This is a genomic window from Streptomyces sp. NPDC003077 (assembly GCF_040611095.1).
Classification (GTDB): Bacteria; Actinomycetota; Actinomycetes; order Streptomycetales; family Streptomycetaceae; genus Streptomyces.
The window spans coordinates 1-18858 of record NZ_JBEXNM010000034.1 but is presented as its reverse complement, the minus strand read 5'-3'; the positions used below and the strand labels follow the sequence as shown (position 1 = coordinate 18858).

Genomic DNA, 18858 nt, shown 5'->3' with positions numbered 1-18858 from the left:
ACCTGAACGCGCGGGTCCGTTCCGGGCCTTCGCCTTCCCTACGAGCCATCCGGCACGGCGCAGTCCCGCCCGATTTCCGGACCCGACGCTCGACGCAGTTTCATGGTCAGGACGGAAGATCACACGTCCCCAGGGGGGCGTCCCTCCAGTGAGTTCGACGGGAGATGCACGTGGCCGGGCGGATCGAGGACTACGCACTCATCGGCGACATGCAGACCGCCGGTCTGGTGTGCCGTGACGGCACCCTGGACTGGCTCTGCCTGCCGCGATTCGACTCACCGGCGGCGTTCGCGGCGCTGCTGGGCACCGAGGAACACGGATTCTGGCGGCTGGGGCCCGCGTACAGCCCCCAGGGGGAGCCCGCCCCCGCCGACCGCCGGCGCTACCAGGGCGACTCCCTCGTCCTGGAGTCCGAGTGGGACACCCCGCGCGGCACCGTCCGCGTGATCGACTTCATGCCGCCCCGGGACGGCGCGCCGAAGGTCATCCGCATCGTGGAGGGCGTCAGCGGCCGGGTGCCGATGCGCTCGGCGCTGCGGCTGCGGTTCTCCTACGGGTGGGTCGTGCCGTGGGTGCACAAGGTGGACTCCCGGACGGCCGCGGTGGCCGGCCCCGACTCGGTGTGGCTGGACGCCGGTGCCGAGACCTACGGCAAGGACCTCACCACCTACTCCGACTTCACCGTCTCCGCCGGCGAGCGGGTCGCCTTCGCGATCAGCTGGCAGGCCTCGCACCACGAGCCGCCGCCGGTGCCGGACGCGGAGGCCGCGCTGGAGGCCACCGAGGAGTTCTGGCGCGAGTGGGTCGAGCAGTGCACGTACCACGGGCCGTACCGGGACGCGGTGGTCCGCTCGCTGATCACCCTCAAGGCCCTCACGTACACGCCGACCGGCGGCATCGTCGCCGCGCCGACCACCTCCCTGCCCGAGGACATCGGCGGCTCCCGCAACTGGGACTACCGCTTCACCTGGCTCCGCGACGCCGCGATCACCCTCTCCTCGCTGCTGCGCACCGGCTACCGCGAGGAGGCCCGCGCCTGGCGCGAGTGGCTGCTGCGCGCGGTCGCCGGCGACCCGGAGAACCTCCAGATCATGTACGGCATCGCAGGCGAGCGGGAACTCGGCGAGAACGAGCTGAGCTGGCTGCCCGGCTACGAGAACTCCACGCCCGTCCGGATCGGCAACGGCGCCGCCGGCCAGGTCCAGCTCGACGTGTACGGCGAGGTCATCGAGGCGCTGCACCTGGCCCACAACACCGGCCTGGCCCGCAACGACTACGCCTCCATGCTCCAGCTCAAGCTGATCGAATGGGTCGAGCAGCACTGGCAGGACCCGGACGAGGGCATCTGGGAGGTCCGCGGCCCCAAGCGCCACTTCGTCCACTCCAAGGTCATGACCTGGGTCGCCGTGGACCGCACGATCAAACTCATCGAGTCCGGCGACGTGGACGGCCCCCTGGAGCGCTGGCGCACGCTGCGCGACACCATCCACCGCGAGGTCTGCGAGAAGGGCTACGACCCCGAGCGCAACACCTTCACCCAGTCCTACGGCTCCCGGGAACTGGACGCCTCCCTGCTCCTCATCCCGCAGATGGGCTTCCTCCCCCCCGACGACAAGCGCGTCATCGGCACCATCGAGGCCATCCAGCGCGAACTGGGCACCCCCGACGGCTTCGTCCTGCGCTACCCCACCTCCGGCGAGGACGCGGGCGTCGACGGCCTGGAAGGCGACGAGGGCGCGTTCCTGGCCTGCTCGTTCTGGCTGGCCGACGACCTGGCGATGATCGGCCGCGTCGAGGAGGCCCGCAAACTCTTCGAACGCCTGCTCTCCCTCCGCAACGACCTGGGCCTCCTGGCCGAGGAGTGGGACTCCCGCGCCCAACGCCAGGTGGGCAACTTCCCCCAGGCGTTCAGCCATGTGCCCCTGATCGACACGGCACTGCGGCTTACGGCCAGTGGGGCTTATGGGGTGTAGGTAGGTGTGGGTTCCCGGTCCCCGTGCGCGTAGGTAGGTGTGGGGATCCCGCTCCCCGTGTCGGAATCCGCGCGGGGATGTCGTGGCCGTGCCGGATACGGCAGGTGGGCGGGATCCACGCCTCCGACTCAAGCAGTTGCACTCTTCGTGTCCCGGAGCGTCCCGGTCGTCGTCAACGCGGACGACCGGTGCGGCCGGCAGCGTTCGGGCCGATCAGGCCGCCGTGGAGGACGCAGGGCTGGGGGTCAGGTGAGCACGACCGGGTTTGGCCGCGTCGGCGCAGGTGAGTGTCCGGCAGGCCGACGAGTGTGTACTGGAGGACTTGGCGTCACCATCACTCTCAGACCTTCAAGGAATGAGCGAAATTTTCCAGAGGACTTGGGAAAGATCACGCAAAGAGGCCACCAGCCCGACGTCAGCGTTTGGCAGCCGGCGTAGCAGGGAGTCAAACGTGCAGGACATCGTTGTCGACCCCGTTTCCCACAATCGGGCAGCCTGGGACAGGTATGTCCAAGAGGGCAGCGAGTGGTCGAGGCCGGTGAGTGCCGAGGATGTCGAGCGCGCCCGCATGGGCGACTGGTCGATTGTTCTCATCGGGCGTGAGCCGGTCGACCGCTCCTGGCTGCCGACGGACCTGACCGGCAAGGACGTGTTGTGCCTGGCCTCCGGCGGTGGCCAGCAGGGTCCGATCCTCGCCGCCGCGGGGGCGCGGGTCACCGTGTTCGACAACTCACCCCGCCAGCTCGGCCAGGACCAGATGGTGGCGGCGCGCGACAAACTTGAGCTGCGCACCGTTCTGGGCGACATGCGCGACCTCAGCGCCTTCGGCGACGCGACTTTCGACGTCGTATTCCATCCGGTCTCCAACCTGTTCGTACCGGACGTGGCACTGGTGTGGCGTGAGTGCTTCCGCGTCCTGCGATCGGGCGGAACTCTGCTCGCGGGCTTCCTCAACCCCGATGTGTACTTGTTCGACCACGAGGCGCTCGACGAGCGCGGCGAGATGATCGTCGTGCACAAGCTGCCCTACAGCGATGTCACGCAGTACTCCGCCGAGGAACGCGCCGCGAAGTTCGGCGCGGATGCCGCCCTTGAATACAGCCACACCCTCACCGACCAGATCGGCGGGCAACTCGCCGCGGGTTTCGTCCTCACCGGCTTCACGGAAGCGCCGCACCAATCCAACGCGTCCGCTCCATACATGTCGCACTATTTTGCGACGCTGGCGGTCAAGCCGGGCTGACCCGGCCATGAGGACGGCCGAGACGGCCATGTTTCCCAAGGGCCGAGTGCAGCGCTGTGCCGGCCCGACCCCCACTGACTTCGTCGAGCCCCCTCACTCTGAACTCCGAGGAAAACGACAGCGCCACGGGACGAAGCCACCGACACAACGGTAGAAATGGATCATAAAATCCCAGGTCGGAGGAACTAACGGGGCGTCAGCTACCGGAAAGCTACGGGGCCGGGGCTCTGCCTGGGGGCCGGGCCCCATCCCTCCGCCCCGGCTGACGGTCGGCGGCCCGGCAGAATCAAGCCCGTCCGGCGATTGAGGACAACGCCCCCGGCGTTCACCGGCACCCAAAAACCACCCGCCCAAGAGTCCGCACCCGCGCTCACCGGGGCGGCACGGACCCGGCGGCAACGGCCGGACCACCACGAGGAGACGGCCCCAAACGGACCCCCGCCCTCCACTTGGACTCCTACCGGTACCGTTCCCCGCCATGGGGCCGGAAGTGAACACCGAAGCGGAGATCACGGTACGCAGGGCGCTGGAGCTGCCCGCGCTGCGGCGCGGGCTGCCGGAGGTGCTGGCCGGGCAGCGGCGGCTGGACCGGGCGGTGCGGTGGGTGCACGCCGGTGAGGTGCCGAACATCGCCTCGCTGCTCAAGGGCGGCGAGCTGCTGCTGACGACCGGCCTGGGGCTGGGTGCCCGCCCCTCCGAGCAGCGCAGATTCGTCCGCAACCTGGCCGACCGCGACATCGCGGCCCTCGTGGTGGAGCTGGGCTCCCGGTTCGAGACGCTGCCCACGGCGCTGGTGGAGGCGGCGCGGGCGTGCGGGCTGCCGCTGATCCAGCTGCACCGCGAGGTCCCCTACGTCACCGTCACCGAGGAGATCCACACCGCGATCGTCAACGGGCACTACGCGCTGCTGCGGCGCGCCGACGACGTGCTGCGGCGGTGCACCGACGTGCTGCTGCGCGGCGGCGGCACCCCCGAGGTGCTGCGGCTGCTGGCCGCCTTCACCGGCAACCCGCTGTGCCTGGAGGCCCCCGACGGCAGCCCCCTGTACGCGGCGGGCCCGGACGGGGACGAGACGGCGGCCCCGGGTGACGCCGATCCGCTGCGGGCGTGGGAGGGGCTGCGCGGCACCGGGTTGCGGGTGGACGTGCCCGGTGGCGGCCACGGGCCCGAGGCCGTCCGCGCGCGGCTCGTCCTGCTGCCGGTCCGCGGGCCGCTCGCGCCGGTGCACCGCATCGTGGCCGAGCGCGCCGCCGACCTGCTGGCCGTGGTCATGCTCCAGTCGCGGCAGGAGGAGGTGCTCGCCGCCCGGGGGCGCGGCGACTTCCTCGCCGATCTCGCGGAGGGCCGGATCACCGCCGCCGACGCGCCGGGGCAGGCCCGGCTGCTCGGCTTCCGGGCCGGTACCGGTCCGGCGGGCCCGGTGCTGCCGGTGGTCATGGGCCTGTCCTCCGGGCTGCCCGGGCCCGGTGACTGGGCGCTGCTCGCACAGGCGCTGCGGGAGGAGCTGACGGCCCTGGGGGCGCCCGTGCTGCTGGGCGTGCGGCCGGTGGAGGGGCGGGTTCCGCTGCTGGTGGGGCTGCGGGACGCCGGGCAGCGGGAGGCCGTCGCCGATCGGGTCGCCGAGGCGCTGCACGCGGGGTTCCGGCGGGCCGCGCCGCCCCGGCCCGCGGACCGGCGGCCGGTGGTGGTGGTCGGCGCGGCGGGCGACTGGGCGGCGGCGGGCCCGGGCCTGCGGCACGCCGCGGAGGCAGCCGCCGCCGCGCAGGGGCTCCCGGACCAGCCCTGGCACGACGCGCGCCGCCTGGACATCGAACTCCTGCTCTGGCGGATGCGCGAGCACGACGACCTGGCGGCCTTCGTGACGCGCGCCATCGGCCCGCTGCTCACCCACGACCAAACCGCGCGCCAGCCGCTGCTCCCCACCCTGGAGGCGTACCTGGCTCGCGCGGGCCGCAAGGCGGAGACGGCGCGCGACCTGAACGTCAACCGGCAGACGCTGTACGACCGGCTGGCCAGGATCGCCCAGCTGCTGGGCACGGACCTGGACGATCCGCAGACGGTGCTGGGGCTGCGGGTGGCGTTGCGGGCACGGCGGCATACGGGGCGGTGAGCACCACTTCGGGCGGGGCGCGCGGGTGGTGGGATCAGATCCGGCATCCGTAAGGGGCGCGCGGGGTGGGGCCTGTTTCCTCGGCGACCGGGCGGCTCTCCGTCCTCACCGCCCCGTCGCGCGGGGCGGGACCCGATCCTCGACGACCGGACGGCCGATACCTCAGTGACCGGATGGCCGGGACCTCAGACCAGACGGCCGATCCCGCAGCGACCAGGCGGCGATCCCTCAGCCCCCGGCCGCCCCCGTCCTCACTGCCCCGGTTGCGTCAGCTCGTCGTACACGCTGAGGATCTGGGCCACCACGTCGTCCTCCGTCGGCCAGCCGGCGGCCTGGGCGCGGCCGGCGGCGGCCAGGGCCGCGCGGCGGGCGGGGTCGGCCAGCAGGGCGGCGACCGTGCGGGAGAGGGCGGGGGCGTCGCCGTACGGGACGAGTTCCGCGGCCCGGTCGACCAGTTCGCGGGTGCCGCCGACGTCGGTGGCCACCAGGGGCACGCCCGCGCGCAGGGCTTCCTGGGCGATCAGCGAGCGGCCTTCCCAGCGGCTGGGGACCACCACCAGGTCGGCGGCGGCGAGGAGTTCCGGCACGTCGTCGCGGCGGCCGAGCAGGCGGACGGGCAACCGTTCGGCCACCACCCGGCGTTGCAGGGCGGGGCGCAGCTCGCCCTCACCGGCGACGGCGACCAGGGGCGGCGGGTCCAGCGACCGCCAGCCGCCGGCCGCGTCCAGGAGGAAGTCGAGGCCCTGGTGACGGTCCAGCCGGCCGACGACGAGGACCAACGGGCGCCCCGCGGCCCCCAGTTCCGCCCGGCGGAAGCGGTCGCGCGCGGCCGGCTCCGGACCGCCCGGGCTCCGGCCGGGCAGGGCGATGGGGGCCAGGCGCGCGTCCCGGGCGCCGCGTTCGCGGGCCCGGTCCACCAGGTCGGAGCAAGCACCCAGGACCACCGCGGCGGTCCGCGCCACCCTGCGCTCCAACAGGTGGACGAGCCGGGCCTGCGGGCCCTCGGCGAGCGCCTTGGTGTGCCAGGTGATGACGAGCGGGACACGGCGGCCCTTCGTGCCGTTCAGCGCCAACGAGGCGCGCAGCCCGGCCCGCAGGCCGTGCGCGTGCACGAGGTCGGCGTCGTCGCAGACCGTCCGCAGGGAGGCCACGCTGCCGGGGTCCGCACACGGCGGCACCCGTTCGAAGCGGGCGCCCGTGCCCGTGAAGTCGTACGCGTGCTCGGTGTCGGACGGCGCGCAGACCGTCACCCGCACGCCCCGGGCGACCAGCCCGGCGGCCAGCGAACGGACGTGCGCGGCGCTCCCCGCGCTGCCGCGGCCCAGCACCTGGACCGCACGCAGCGGCGGCTGACCGTGCGACGGGGCCGGGGTGCTGGTCACGGCGGGGCTCCTGGTTCGAGGACGTACGGAGGACCGGAAGCGTACGGGCCGTGGCGGCGCGTGCCCGCGACCGGGCCGGGACGTCGTACGCGCTGCGCCCAGGATGCCAGCCCGCGTCCGTGCTCCGGGGCCTCCCGCTAGGGGTAACGGGTGGCGCGCCCCGCTCCATCGCAGGTGGGACCCCCACATGGTCCACCGAGGAGGGTACGGGGTCCGGGCGTGCCGGAGGGGTGGGGAACGCTTGTGCCCGGGGCGGTGGTCGGTCGGCCCGGGTGGTCCTGGTGGTCATTCGGGAACGGCGTGCCGGGAGGGTCTGGTGCGCGGCGCTCGGGTCCGGCCACCTTGCCGGTGCGGGAGGTGTACGGCAGGACGCCCTGGCACGCGGTCCGGTCGGCTGTCGGCTATCGGTTATTGGCTGTCGGCTGCGGAGGGCGTCGTCCGCGTCACACCCGGCCCTCCCCGGCCACGATCACACCCGCCGCCACCGAGCCACGGCGAAGGAGAAGAGGCCGAACAGCGCCAGCCCGAGCGCGATGACGACCAGCAGCCACGGCCCGGCCGGGGTGTCGGCGAAGGAACGCAGCGTGTCGTCCATGCCCTTCGCGTCCTGAGGGTCGAACTCGGCCGCCGCCCGGATCAGGAACGCCCCGGCCACCGCGAGCACCCCGCCGCGCGCGACGCCGCCCGCCACTCCGAGAATGTCGACAAGTCGTTTCATCGCGGGAGACATCTCGTCACGGCGGAGGCGTTTGCGGAAGGAACGCCGGGCGGCCTGCACGCCGATCCAGATTCCGGCCCCGACGATCACCGCTCCGGCCACCCCCACGCCCCACCGGCCGCCCGGGAGCTCCATGGCCCGCGCCGTCACGTCGCGGGACTGCCGGTCACTGCCCCCGCTCCCGCTGCCCTGCTCGCCGGCGGCGAAGGACAGGACGGAGAAGGCGACGACGGCGTAGAAGACGCAGCGCACGGCCGAGAGCAGCCGTTTTCCGGCCTTCTTCCCCTCGGGCCCGGCCGCGCCGACGACGACCTCAGAGAGCCGCCACAGCGCCATCCCGGCCAGTCCGACGCCCAACGTCCAGATCAGGACCTCGCCGAACGGCTGCCTCGCCAGCTCCGCCAGCGCCCCGCCGCGATCGGCCTGTTGGCCGGTGTCACCGAAGGCGACGCGCACCGCCAGCACGCCCACCAAGAGGTGGATCACCCCGCGGGCGACGAAACCCCCGCGCGCCGCGGCCTCCACGGCGGGGCTGCGCGCGGCCCTGCGGACCGCCCCGCGCCCGGCGGACGGTAACGCTTCCGTCGCGTCCATGCACTGCCCCTCCCCGCCACCGGGTCACCTGCCCGGCGGCACGGAGCACCGCGTGCCCGCAAGAGGCGCGGGGAAACCCGGGGGCCGCGGACCGCCGCGAGAGCCCCGGGCGCGGACGGCTTCCGGATGGTTCGGGAGGGAGGACGACGGGGTGCGAGGGCCACCCGTCCTACGGGAGCGCCGCCTGTCCTACGGGAGCGCCGCCTGTCCTACAGGAGCGCCGCCTGTCCTACAGGAGCGCCACCTGCCCTACAGGAAAGCCTCCCGTCCTACGGGAGGCCCGCCCGCCATACAGAAGAGCCGCCCCGGCCACCCGTCCCACAGGAGGCCCGCCCACCCCACGGAAGGCCGCCCCCCCTTCAAGGGACCACCCACCCGGCGGAGAGAACGGCACGGAGAGGAGGCACGGGAAGGCCGCCCCCTCGCCAGAGGATCACCGCCCCCGCGAAAAGGCCACCCACCTCCGGACGGTCAGCCGCCCACCCGGCGGAGGACCGCCCACCCTGCGGAAAGACCGGCACGGAAAGGCCACCCACCCGGCGGAGCCACCCACCCACCGGAGGGCCACCCACCCACCGGAGCCACCCACCCCGCGGAGAAGACAGCAAGAAAGATCCCCCGCCCCTCAGCGCCCCGCCCGCGCCGTCTCCAGCAGTTCCTCCGCGTGCGCCCGGGCCGTCTCCGAGTCCTCCTGCCCGGCGAGCATCCGGGACAGTTCGCGGACCCGGTCCTCGCCTTCCAGGACGGTGACGCCGCTGCGCGTCACGGACCCGTCGTTGGTCTTCTCGACCAGGAGCTGGCGGTCCGCGAAGGCGGCGACCTGGGGCAGGTGGGTGACGACGACGACCTGCGCGGTCCGGGCCAGCCGGGCCAGGCGGCGGCCGACCTCCACGGCGGCCTTGCCGCCGACGCCCGCGTCCACCTCGTCGAAGAGGTAGGTCGGGACCGGGTCCGTACCGGCGAAGACGACCTCCACGGCCAGCATCACGCGGGACAGCTCACCGCCCGACGCCCCCTTGGCGATGGGGCGCGGCGGGGCGCCCGGGTGCGGGGCGAGCAGCAGTTCGACCTCGTCCGCGCCGGTCGCTCCGTAGGCCACCGTCCGGCCGCCGACCTCGATGCCGTCGGCGTCCTCGGCGACCTCGGTCTGCCGGATCTCCACGCTCACCCGGGCGTGTGGCATGGCCAGCTCGGCGAGTTCGGCGGTCACCGCGTCGGCGAATCGCTTCGCCGACGCCGTACGGGCGTCGGTCAGCGCCTGGGCCAGCTCGCCCAGTTCCGCGCGCAGCGCGTCCCGTTCCTCCGTGAGTTCGGCGATCCGGTCGTCGTCGTTGTCCAGTTCCGCCAGCCGCGCTGCGCTCGCCTCGGACCAGGCCAGCACCGCCGCGATGTCCTCGCCGTACTTGCGCGTCAGGTGGGTCAGCGCGGCCCGGCGCTCCTCGACGGCGGCCAGCCGCAGCGGGTCGGCGTCCAGCCCGTCCGCGTAACCCGCCAGCTCGCCCGCCACGTCGGACAGCAGGATGCCGATCTCACCGAGGCGGTCGGCGAGCCCGGCCAGCGCCGGGTCGTGGGACCGTACGGCCTCCAGCACCCGGTGCGCCCCGGCCACCAGCGTGGTCGCGTCGATGCCCTCCGGGTCCTCCGGGTCGCCGGCCAGCGCGACGTGCGCCTGGGACGCGGCGGAAGCCAGCGCCTCGGCGTGCCCGAGCCGCTCGGCTTCGGCCGCCAGTTCGGCGTCCTCGCCGGGCAGCGGCTCGACCGCCGCGATCTCCTCCAGGCCGAAGCGCAGCAGGTCGGCTTCCTGGGCCCGCTCGCGCGCCCGGGTCGTCAGCTCGTCCAGTTCGGCGGTCACGGCGCGCAGCCTGCGGTAGGCGGTGGTGTACGCGGCGAGCGGGCCGGAGACCGACTCGCCCGCGTAGCGGTCCAGGGCCTGCCGCTGGCGCGCCGGGCGCAGCAGCCCCTGCTGGTCGGTCTGGCCGTGCACCGCCACCAGGTCGTCCGCCAACTCGCCCAGCAGACCGACCGGGACGGCCCGGCCGCCCACATGAGCGCGCGAGCGGCCCTCGGCCGAGATCGTGCGGCTGATGAGCAACGCCCCGTCGTCCAGTTCCGCGCCCGCCTCCTCGGCCCGGACGGCGGCCGGCGCCGTCGGCCCGAGGGCGATACGTCCCTCCACGACGGCGGTCTTGGCGCCGATCCGCACCAGGGCGGGGTCGGCGCGGCCACCGAGCAGCAGTCCGAGGCTGGTGACGACCATGGTCTTGCCCGCGCCCGTCTCGCCCGTCACCGCCGTGAAACCCGGCGACAGCTCGACGACGGCATCGTCAATGACGCCCAGGGACCGGATCCGCATCTCCTCCAACACGGGTACGACCTTACGAGGTAGGGGGCCCGCACCGCGACGGCCGCCCCCTCCGCACGGGGCGGTGCCGCACGGTACGTCCGGTTACGGGACGGGGTGGGGGGAGGGCGGAGGCCGCCCCCGTTCCACAGCCGCCGCGAACGGCACACCGGGCGGCGTACGCCTACGCCGGACCCGGTACCGCGCACGCCACAGCGGGTAGCCCTCGCCCCGCCCGGACCGGGCCCCTCGTCCCGCCGCCTTACTGCGGCGCCCCCCGCCAACCCGCGACCGGAAGGGCGAACTTCGCCACCAGCCGGTCCGTGAAGGACGCGTGGTGCAGGCGGGCCAGGCGGACCGGGACCGCGCCGCGCCGGACCTCCACCCGGGCGCCGGCGGGGAGCTCCACCGTGCGCCGGCCATCGCACCACAGCACGCCGTTGGGCGTCTCCGGCTGGACCTCCACCGCCAGCACGGACTGCGGCGAGGTCACCAGCGGCTTGGCGAACAGCGCGTGCGCGCTGATCGGGACCATCAGCAGCGCCTCGACCTCGGGCCAGACCACCGGCCCGCCCGCCGAGAACGCGTACGCGGTCGAGCCGGTCGGGGTCGCGCACACCACGCCGTCACCGCCGAAGCGGGACACCGGGCGGCCGTCGACCTCCGTGACGACCTCCAGCATCCGCTCCCGCGCGGCCTTCTCCACCGAGGCCTCGTTCAGCGCCCAGTCGGTGTGCACGACGTTGCCGTTCTTGCGGACGAGGACGTCGAGCGTCATCCGCTCCTCGACCTCGTACGAGCGGGTGACGACCCGGTCGACGACCTTGTCCAGGTCGTCCCGCTCGGCCTCCGCCAGGAAGCCGACCCGGCCGAGGTTGACGCCGAGCATCGGCACCCCGGACGTGCGGGAGAAGTCGGCGCCGCGCAGCAGCGTGCCGTCACCGCCGAGGACGACCAGGAGCTCGCAGCCCTCGGCCGCGTGGTGCTCGGAGTCGACCAGCTCGACGGCGGGCGGCAGCGGCAGGTCGGCGGCCTCCTCCGCCAGCACCCGCACGCCGATGCCGCTGCGCAGCAGGCCGTCCACGACGAGCTCGGCGCTGCGGACGGCCGCGGGGCGGCCGGTGTGCGCGAGCAGGAAGACGGTGCGGTTGGTCGGGGCGTCCGCTGCCTCGGCCCGGGGCCCGGCCTGGGTGCCCGCGGCTGCGCTGTTCACCATCGGGCCGGCCGTCGTCCGGTCGTCCCCGACGAGCTGGTCACCCGAAACGGAGCGGTCGCCCTCAGCGGGCCGTTCGTCCGAAGCGGGGTGCCCCCCAACGGACCAGCCGCCCGCTCCCCCGTCCCCGTCCGTGCGGTCGCCCGCCCGGTTAATTGCCTCATGGTCCGCAACCGCCTGGTTCGTGTGTGTCTGTTCCACGTCGTTCACTGCCTGAGTGTTGGTCAACGGGGCCCCTCCGCCACTGCACGGTCGACATCCGCCGGGTCGAGTGCGGGCGCCCCGGCGCGCAGCCACAGAAAGTACTCGACGTTGCCGGACGGCCCCGGCAACGGGCTGGCCGTCACGCCCGCCACGCCCAGTCCGAGCGCCGCCGCCCGCTCCGCGACCCCGCGCACCGCCGAGGCCCGCAGCTCCGCGCTGCGCACCACGCCGCCGCTGCCCAGCCGCTCCTTGCCCACCTCGAACTGCGGCTTGACCATCAGCACCAGATCGGCGTCCGGCGCCGCGCAGCGCACGAGGGCGGGCAGGACGAGCCCCAGCGGGATGAAGGACAGGTCCCCGACCACGAGGTCGACCGGCTGCCCGTCGATGTCCTCCAGGGTCAGTTCGCGGACGTTCGTCCGGTCCTTCACGGTGACGCGGTCGTCGCTCTGCAGCGACCAGGCGAGCTGCCCGTACCCGACGTCCGCGGCGACCACGTGCCCGGCACCGGCCCGCAGCAGGACGTCGGTGAAGCCACCGGTGGAGGCGCCCGCGTCCAGCGCCCGCCGCCCCTCGATCTTCAGGCCGAGCGGGACGAACGCCTCGAAGGCGCCGGCGAGCTTGTGCCCGCCGCGCGAGACGTAGTCGGGGTCGTTCTCGTCGGCCCGGACGACCAGGGCGGCGCTGGTCTCCACCTGCGTGGCGGGCTTGGTCGCCGTCGCCCCGCCGACGGTCACCCGACCCGCGGCGATCAGCTGGCTCGCGTGCTCCCGCGAACGGGCCAGCTTGCGGCGCACCAGCTCCGCGTCGAGTCGGCGTCGTGCCACTCCTGCCACCTGTGGTTCAGCTCCTGTGCTCGTGGGGTTTGTGGGGGGGGACGGGTTTGTGAGGGTTATGGGTTTCGTGGGGGTTATGGGTTTCGCGGTCGGTGAAGCTGACGAGATCGCGATCAGTGAACCTTCGGGGGCTCGGTGGACCTCGCGGAACCGACGCGTCTCGTGGGCTCCCCCGGAGGTTCGGTGAATCCCGTGGGCTCAGTGCATCTCATGATCTTCGTGAGATCGATGGGATCCCTGCGGGCGATGCGGTTCGTGGGCAGGCGGGCCCGGACGCTGGTCCAGGCCGGCCAGCACGTCGCGCAGGCCACGGTGCACATCCTCGTACACGCGCAGGTGACCGCTCACGGCGAGGTGGTCCACGTCTGCCAACCGCGCCAGCCGGGCGTCCACAGCGGCATCGCCGGTGGGCGTGACGGGGATGCCCAGGGGCTGGGGGGCGGGCGGCTCGGCCCGGTCCGGCTCGGGGACGGCGTCCGCGGTGTCTGTCAGGTCCGTCGCCTCCGGAGCCGCCACGGCGTGATCCCCTTCGGCATCCCCCTCGGACGACGCGGACGATACGCCGCCCCGCTCGTCCGGCTCAGCGGAGGAAGCCCCCTCACCCGGCTCGTCCCCCGCGTCCGCGCGCCCGGAGGCCGGGCGGACACCGTGCCCCTCTTCGGGCGCCACGCGTCGCCCCTCCTCGGGCACCACGCGTCCGGCCGCCTCCCGATCGGCTGCCACCTCGGCGCTCTCCCGCGCCCCCGGCTCCGCGCCGGGCCTCGGCTCCTGCATGCTCCGACGCTACCCCGAACCCCGTCCGCACCCGCGCACCAGCCACCGGATGGACAGCGGGCCCCCTCCCCCGCCCCGCGGCCCCGTCATCCGAACCCGCCGCACGACCAAGCCGCGACCGGACCGCATGACCAAGCCGCACGACCGGGCCGTATCGCCCCGGCCCGGCGTATCGTCGATCACGATGGCCACTCTGGAACAATGCCGCGCCGCCCTCGACCGGCTGGCTCAGAACCTCTCCGCCGCCGAAGGCGACGTCCGCCGCGCCGCCGCGATGGACCGCTCACTGAGCTGCCACATCACCGATCTCGACGCCACGTTCCTGGGCCGCCTGGCGGGCGGCAGCATCCAGGACGTCACCCAGGTCGCCGGTCCCCCGCCCGGCAAGGCGCAGATCCGGCTGGCCATGTCCGGGGACGACCTGGTGGCCCTGGTGGACGGACGGCTCCACTTCGCCGCGGCCTGGGCCACCGGCCGGGTACGCCTGGAGGCCGGCCTGCGCGACCTGCTGCGGCTGAGGACGCTGCTGTAGCCGGACGGACGCGGTTGAGGACGCTGCCGCAGCCGGACGAACGCGACTGAGGACGCTGCCGCAGCCGGACGGACGGAAGCCGGCTCGACGAACGCGAGGCACCTCCGCCCGTACCGCGACCGGGTACTCCCGACGCACGGCCGCCAACCAAAGGCACCCCGGGCCCTCACCCCTTGGCGGCCGCAGCCTCCGGCACCCGTACGCGGGCCTTGCGCGCGGCCGGGACCACCAGCGGGGTGCCCGTCTCGGGATCGTCGATGACCTGGCACTTCAGCCCGAAGACCCGTTCCACCAGGTCGGCCGTGACCACCTCGCCGGGCGCGCCCTCGGCGATGATCTCGCCGCCGCGCATGGCTATCAGGTGGGTCGCGTAGCGGGCCGCGTGGTTGAGGTCGTGCAGGACGGCGACGAGGGTGCGGCCCTGCTCCTCGTGCAGCGTGGCGCACAGGTCCAGCACCTCGATCTGGTGCTGGATGTCCAGGTAGGTCGTCGGCTCGTCCAGGAGCAGCAGCGGCGTCTGCTGGGCGAGCGCCATGGCGATCCACACGCGCTGCCGCTGGCCGCCGGACAGCTCGTCCACGTAGCGCCCGGCCAGCTCGCCGACGCCGGTGGCCGCCATCGACTCCTGGACGATCCGCTCGTCCTCGCCGGACCACTGGCGCAGCAGGCCCTGGTGCGGGTAGCGCCCGCGGGCGACCAGGTCGGCGACCGTGATGCCGTCCGGGGCGATCGAGGACTGCGGCAGCAGGCCCAGCGTCCGGGCCAGCTTCTTGGCGGGCAGCGAGGAGATCGCCGCGCCGTCCAGCAGCACCGACCCGGCGGTCGGCTTGAGCATCCGGGAGAGCGCGCGCAGCAGCGTGGACTTGCCGCAGGCGTTCGGCCCGACGATCACCGTGAAGGACTGGTCCGGGATGGCCACCGACAGGTTCTCGGCGATCACCCGCTGGTCGTAGGCGAGGGTCAGGCCCTCGGCCGTGAGACGGCTCACTGCATGGCTCCTTGAAACGTCTTCGAGTTCACATCGGGCCGAGTGGCGCCCGTCTTCCCGGCGGCCCCGTCGCGGACCGGCCGCCCGCCGTCCACCACACCGGCGGACGAACGGTTTCCGTCGCCGCTCACAACCGGACGGTTTCCGTCGCCGCCCAAAGCGTCACCGCCCACAGCCGAACGGGCTTCGTCACCGCCCAAAGCGTCACCGCCCACAGCCGAACGGATTCCCTCCCCGCCCACAGCCGAACGGGCTCGCTCCCCCGTCATATCCGCCCCTTCCGCCGCTCCACCACCAGCAGCCACAGCAGATACCCGCCTCCCAGCATCCCGGTGACCACCCCGACCGCGACCTGGTCCGCGCCGAACACCTTCTGCGAGGCCCAGTCGGCGGCCAGCAGCAGCGCGGCGCCCATCAGGGCGGAGGGCAGCAGGTTGGGGCCGGGCGCGCGGGTGGCCCGGCGGGCGAGCTGGGGGGCGGTGAGCGCGACGAAAGAGATCGGCCCGGCCGCCGCGGTGCCGGCGGCGACCAGCAGGACGGCGGCCACGAGCAGCACGACGCGGACCCGGTTGACCCGGACGCCCAGCGCGTACGCCGCGTCGTCGCCCATCTCCAGCATCCGCAGCGGACGCCCGTACAGCAGCGTCAGCGGGATGAGCACCGCGCAGACCACGGCCAGCGGCCATACCTGGCCCCAGTCCCGCCCGCTGAGCGAACCGTTCATCCAGACCGTGGCGCGGGTGGCCTCCACGATGTTGGCCTTGGTGATCAGGAACAGCACGATGGCGTACAGCATCGCCGCGCCGCCGATGCCGACCAGGACGAAGCGGTAGCCGTGGATGCCGCCCTTCCAGGCGAGCAGGAAGATCGCGCCGCCGGTGGCCAGGCCGCCGACGACCGACCCGCCGGCGACGGCGACCGTGCTGCCCTGGAAGTAGACGATCACGACCAGCGCGCCGACCATCGAGCCCTGGGCGAAGCCCAGCACGTCGGGGCTGCCCAGCGGGTTGCGGGAGATCGTCTGGAAGACCGCCCCGGCCACCCCGAACGCCGCGCCGACCAGCAGCCCGACCAGGACGCGCGGCAGCCGCAGGTCCCGCACGATGAACGTCTGGGCGGCGCTGCCGTCGCCGAGGAGCGTGTGCAGCACCTGGTTCGGCGTCATCGGGAAGTCGCCGGTGCCGATGAGCAGGACGGCCGCCAGGAGCGCCACGAGGAGCAGCAGCGCCCCCGCGACCAGCGCCCGGACGTCGAGGCGCACCGACAGCCCGCCGCGGGTCCGCAGCACGGCCGCGCCCCGGCGCCGACCGGTCTTCGAGGGCTCCCCGGCCACCGTCGGCCCCGGCACGTCCCGTTCCGCCGTCCGCCCGTCCTTCTGAGTCGAGATCACAGCTGGGCCATCCTCCGGCGCCGTACGAGGTAGATGAAGACGGGACCGCCGATGACGGCCGTCACGATGCCGACCTGGAGCTCGCCGGGCCGCGCGACCACCCGCCCGATGATGTCCGAGCCGAGCAGCAGCACGGGCGAGAGCACCGCGGAGTACGGCAGGATCCAGCGCAGGTCGGGGCCGGTGAGGGCGCGGACGACGTGCGGGACCATCAGGCCGACGTAGACGATCGGGCCGCAGGCCGCGGTCGCGCCGCCGCACAGCAGGGTGACGGCGACCATCGCCATGATCCGCGTGCGGGTCAGCTTGGCGCCCAGCGCGCGGGCCTGGTCGTCGCCGAGCGCGATGGCGTTCAGCGGGCGGCCGATGGCCAGCGCGAGCACGGCCCCGACGAGGAGGAACGGCGCCACCTGCTCGACCGTCGTCATACTGCCGGAGGCCAGCGAGCCGACCGTCCAGAAGCGCATCTTGTCCAGCGCGGCGGTGTTGATGAGGTTGACCGCGTTGAGGTAGCCGGTGAGGACGGCCGTGAGCGCGGTGCCGGCCAGCGCGAGCCGGACGGGCGTGGCGCTGCGGGTGCCGCCCAGGATGTAGACCGCGGCGGAGACCACCGCGGCCCCCAGGAACGCGAACCACACGTAGCCGGTGAGCGAGGTGACCCCGAAGAAGGTGATCGCGGAGACGACGGCGGCGGAGGCGCCGGCGTTGATGCCGAGCACGCCGGGGTCCGCGAGGGGGTTGCGGGTCAGCGCCTGCATCACCGCGCCCGCGAGCCCGAGGGCGGCGCCGACCAGCAGCCCGAGGAGGGTGCGGGGCAGCCGTACGTCCCGGATGATCACATCGGTGTCGGTGCCCGAGTAGTGGAAGACACCGTGCCAGACCTGGTCCAGCGGGATCTGTTTGGCGCCGACGGCGACGCCGAGGATGGCGACGAGTGCCAGCAGTACCAGCGCGGCGAGCAGTCCCACCGAGCGCAGGGCCTGCCGCCTCTGTGGTGCCACGGGGGCCGTCGTTACTTCGGGGGGACTGTCAACCAACACGGAGGTTAGGTTAGCCTACCCTCACGATCACCCGACCAAGCCGTCGTTCCGGGACCTGTCCGAGCATATGCGCACGTACGTACGCGGACACTCGGGCCCCGTCCCGGCCACCTCGGCCCGGAGTCGGCCGGGACCGTCGCACACCGCCCGCCGGCCTGCGGACGATGTCGACAGACCCGGCAGATCCACATACCGGAATATCGGAACCGTCTGAATCCGCGTATCGGAACCGCCTGGATCCGCATATCGGAACCACCCGGCCCCAGACCCGGACCCCACATCTCCATATCCGTGACACCCCGCGGGCGTGACCGCCCCCACGGACGCAGCCGCGTCCACGGACACCACCGCGGGAGCACCGCCGAGGACGTACGCCGACGCCGTACGCTCCCCGACCCGCCCAGAGAGAAGCACACGACATGAGCACCCCCCGCACCCTCACCATGACCCGACGCGGCGTCCTCGCCGCCGGCGGCGCCGTCGGCATCGGCGCGCTGCTCGCCGCCTGCGGGGGCGACAAGGGCGGGTCGGGTTCCGCCTCCGGCGGCGGCAAGGGCGGCGCCTGGTCGTTCACGGACGACCGCAAGGAGAAGGTCTCGCTGTCCGCCACGCCGCAGCGGATCGTCGCCTTCACCGGCACCGCGGCGGCGCTGTACGACTTCGGCGTGGACAAGCAGGTCGTCGGCGTCTTCGGCCCGACGAAGCTGCCGAACGGCAAGCCCGACCCGCAGGCCGGCGACATCGACGTCGACCGCGTCACCATCATCGGCAACGCCTACAACCAGTTCGCCGTCGAGAAGTACGCGGGCCTCAACCCCGATCTGCTCATCACCAACATGTACGAGCCGGGCGCCCTGTGGTTCGTGCCGGACGAGAGCAAGGACAAGATCGTCAGCCTCGCCAAGACGGTGGCCCTGACCGCGTCCCGCAAGCCCCTGGTGAAGATCATCGAGCGGTACGCCGAACTGGCCGAGTCCCTGGGCGCCGACCTCAAGGCCAAGAAGGTCGTGGACGCCAAGAAGCGGTTCGAGGACGCCTCCGCCGCGCTGCGCAAGGCCGCCAAGTCCAACCCGGTCCGGGTGCTGGCCTGCTCCGGCAGCCCCGACATCTTCTACGCGTCCAACCCGGGCATCAACGCCGACATCATGTACTACAAGTCCCTCGGCGTGGACATCATCGTCCCCGACCACCTCGACAAGGGCGACTACTTCGAGAGCCTGAGCTGGGAGAACGCCGACAAGTACAAGGCCGACGTGCTCATGCTCGACAACCGCACCGCCACCCTCCAGCCCAAGGACCTGGCCGCCAAGCCCTCCTGGTCCAAGCTCCCCGCCGTCAAGGCCGGCCAGATCACCCCGTGGTCCAGCGAGCCGCGCTTCTCGTACGCGGGCGCCGCCCCGCTCATCGAGCAGCTCGCCAAGGCCATCGAGAACGCCAAGAAGGTCAGCTAGCAGCCCGGCGGCGGGCGGAAGTCCACGCCGGCGTTGTCCGCGACGGCCGGGCCGAGCACCGTGGCCCGG

The 18858-nt window shown here is 73.4% G+C and carries 14 protein-coding genes; 5 read left to right on the top strand and 9 right to left on the bottom strand.

Going from position 1 to position 18858, the window contains the following annotated elements:
* Window positions 1-164 precede the first annotated feature (164 nt).
* The 3 genes from ABZX96_RS22115 to ABZX96_RS22105 all read left to right on the top strand — a co-directional run bounded on the left by ABZX96_RS22115 (window position 165) and on the right by ABZX96_RS22105 (window position 5326).
* On the top strand, window positions 165-1973 hold the full coding sequence (locus ABZX96_RS22115; RefSeq protein WP_355546968.1) for a glycoside hydrolase family 15 protein: 1809 nt from the start codon (window positions 165-167) through the stop codon (window positions 1971-1973).
* 451 nt (window positions 1974-2424) lie between these two features.
* Entirely contained in the window at window positions 2425-3216 is a 792-nt protein-coding gene (locus ABZX96_RS22110) for a class I SAM-dependent methyltransferase (RefSeq protein WP_355546966.1), read from the top strand.
* A gap of 478 nt (window positions 3217-3694) precedes the next feature.
* On the top strand, window positions 3695-5326 hold the full coding sequence (locus ABZX96_RS22105) for a PucR family transcriptional regulator (RefSeq protein WP_355546964.1): 1632 nt from the start codon (window positions 3695-3697) through the stop codon (window positions 5324-5326).
* A 251-nt stretch (window positions 5327-5577) separates the two neighbouring features.
* Here ABZX96_RS22105 and ABZX96_RS22100 read toward each other — a convergent pair whose 3' ends face one another.
* The 6 genes from ABZX96_RS22100 to ABZX96_RS22075 form a co-directional block, all read right to left on the bottom strand.
* Window positions 5578-6708 (bottom strand): glycosyltransferase family 4 protein, encoded by a 1131-nt coding sequence (locus ABZX96_RS22100; protein ID WP_355546962.1) that lies wholly within the window; start codon window positions 6706-6708, stop codon window positions 5578-5580.
* A 469-nt stretch (window positions 6709-7177) separates the two neighbouring features.
* Window positions 7178-8020 (bottom strand): DUF1206 domain-containing protein, encoded by an 843-nt coding sequence (locus ABZX96_RS22095; RefSeq protein ID WP_355546960.1) that lies wholly within the window; start codon window positions 8018-8020, stop codon window positions 7178-7180.
* 625 nt (window positions 8021-8645) lie between these two features.
* On the bottom strand, window positions 8646-10373 hold the full coding sequence (gene recN / locus ABZX96_RS22090) for a DNA repair protein RecN (protein WP_355547076.1): 1728 nt from the start codon (window positions 10371-10373) through the stop codon (window positions 8646-8648).
* 250 nt (window positions 10374-10623) lie between these two features.
* Window positions 10624-11577, bottom strand: a complete 954-nt coding sequence (locus ABZX96_RS22085) for an NAD kinase (RefSeq protein WP_355546958.1) — start codon at window positions 11575-11577, stop codon at window positions 10624-10626.
* Window positions 11578-11798: 221 nt separating this feature from the next.
* Window positions 11799-12614, bottom strand: coding sequence for a TlyA family RNA methyltransferase (locus ABZX96_RS22080; protein ID WP_355546956.1), 816 nt, complete (start codon window positions 12612-12614; stop codon window positions 11799-11801).
* 198 nt (window positions 12615-12812) lie between these two features.
* The gene (locus ABZX96_RS22075) at window positions 12813-13106 is read right to left on the bottom strand and encodes a hypothetical protein (RefSeq protein ID WP_355547074.1); all 294 of its coding nucleotides are present in this window, start codon (window positions 13104-13106) and stop codon (window positions 12813-12815) included.
* 466 nt (window positions 13107-13572) lie between these two features.
* Between ABZX96_RS22075 and ABZX96_RS22070 the strand changes: the two genes are divergently transcribed.
* Window positions 13573-13920 (top strand): sterol-binding protein, encoded by a 348-nt coding sequence (locus ABZX96_RS22070; RefSeq protein ID WP_355546954.1) that lies wholly within the window; start codon window positions 13573-13575, stop codon window positions 13918-13920.
* A 166-nt stretch (window positions 13921-14086) separates the two neighbouring features.
* Here the strand turns inward: ABZX96_RS22070 and ABZX96_RS22065 are convergent, their stop codons facing one another.
* The 3 genes from ABZX96_RS22065 to ABZX96_RS22055 all read right to left on the bottom strand — a co-directional run bounded on the left by ABZX96_RS22065 (window position 14087) and on the right by ABZX96_RS22055 (window position 17299).
* Complete coding sequence (locus ABZX96_RS22065) at window positions 14087-14908, bottom strand: ABC transporter ATP-binding protein (RefSeq protein ID WP_355546952.1); 822 nt, start codon at window positions 14906-14908, stop codon at window positions 14087-14089.
* Between the two features lie 265 nt (window positions 14909-15173).
* Window positions 15174-16241: an iron chelate uptake ABC transporter family permease subunit gene (locus ABZX96_RS22060; protein ID WP_355547072.1), complete on the bottom strand. Its 1068-nt coding sequence runs from the start codon at window positions 16239-16241 to the stop codon at window positions 15174-15176.
* 53 nt (window positions 16242-16294) lie between these two features.
* Window positions 16295-17299 carry an iron chelate uptake ABC transporter family permease subunit gene (locus tag ABZX96_RS22055; RefSeq protein ID WP_355546950.1) on the bottom strand — a complete coding sequence of 335 codons (1005 nt, stop codon included), beginning with the start codon at window positions 17297-17299 and terminating at the stop codon, window positions 16295-16297.
* 458 nt (window positions 17300-17757) lie between these two features.
* Between ABZX96_RS22055 and ABZX96_RS22050 the strand changes: the two genes are divergently transcribed.
* A complete protein-coding gene (locus ABZX96_RS22050; RefSeq protein ID WP_355546948.1) occupies window positions 17758-18789 on the top strand; it encodes an ABC transporter substrate-binding protein in 1032 nt (343 codons plus the stop codon).
* The last annotated feature ends 69 nt before the right edge of the window (window positions 18790-18858 follow it).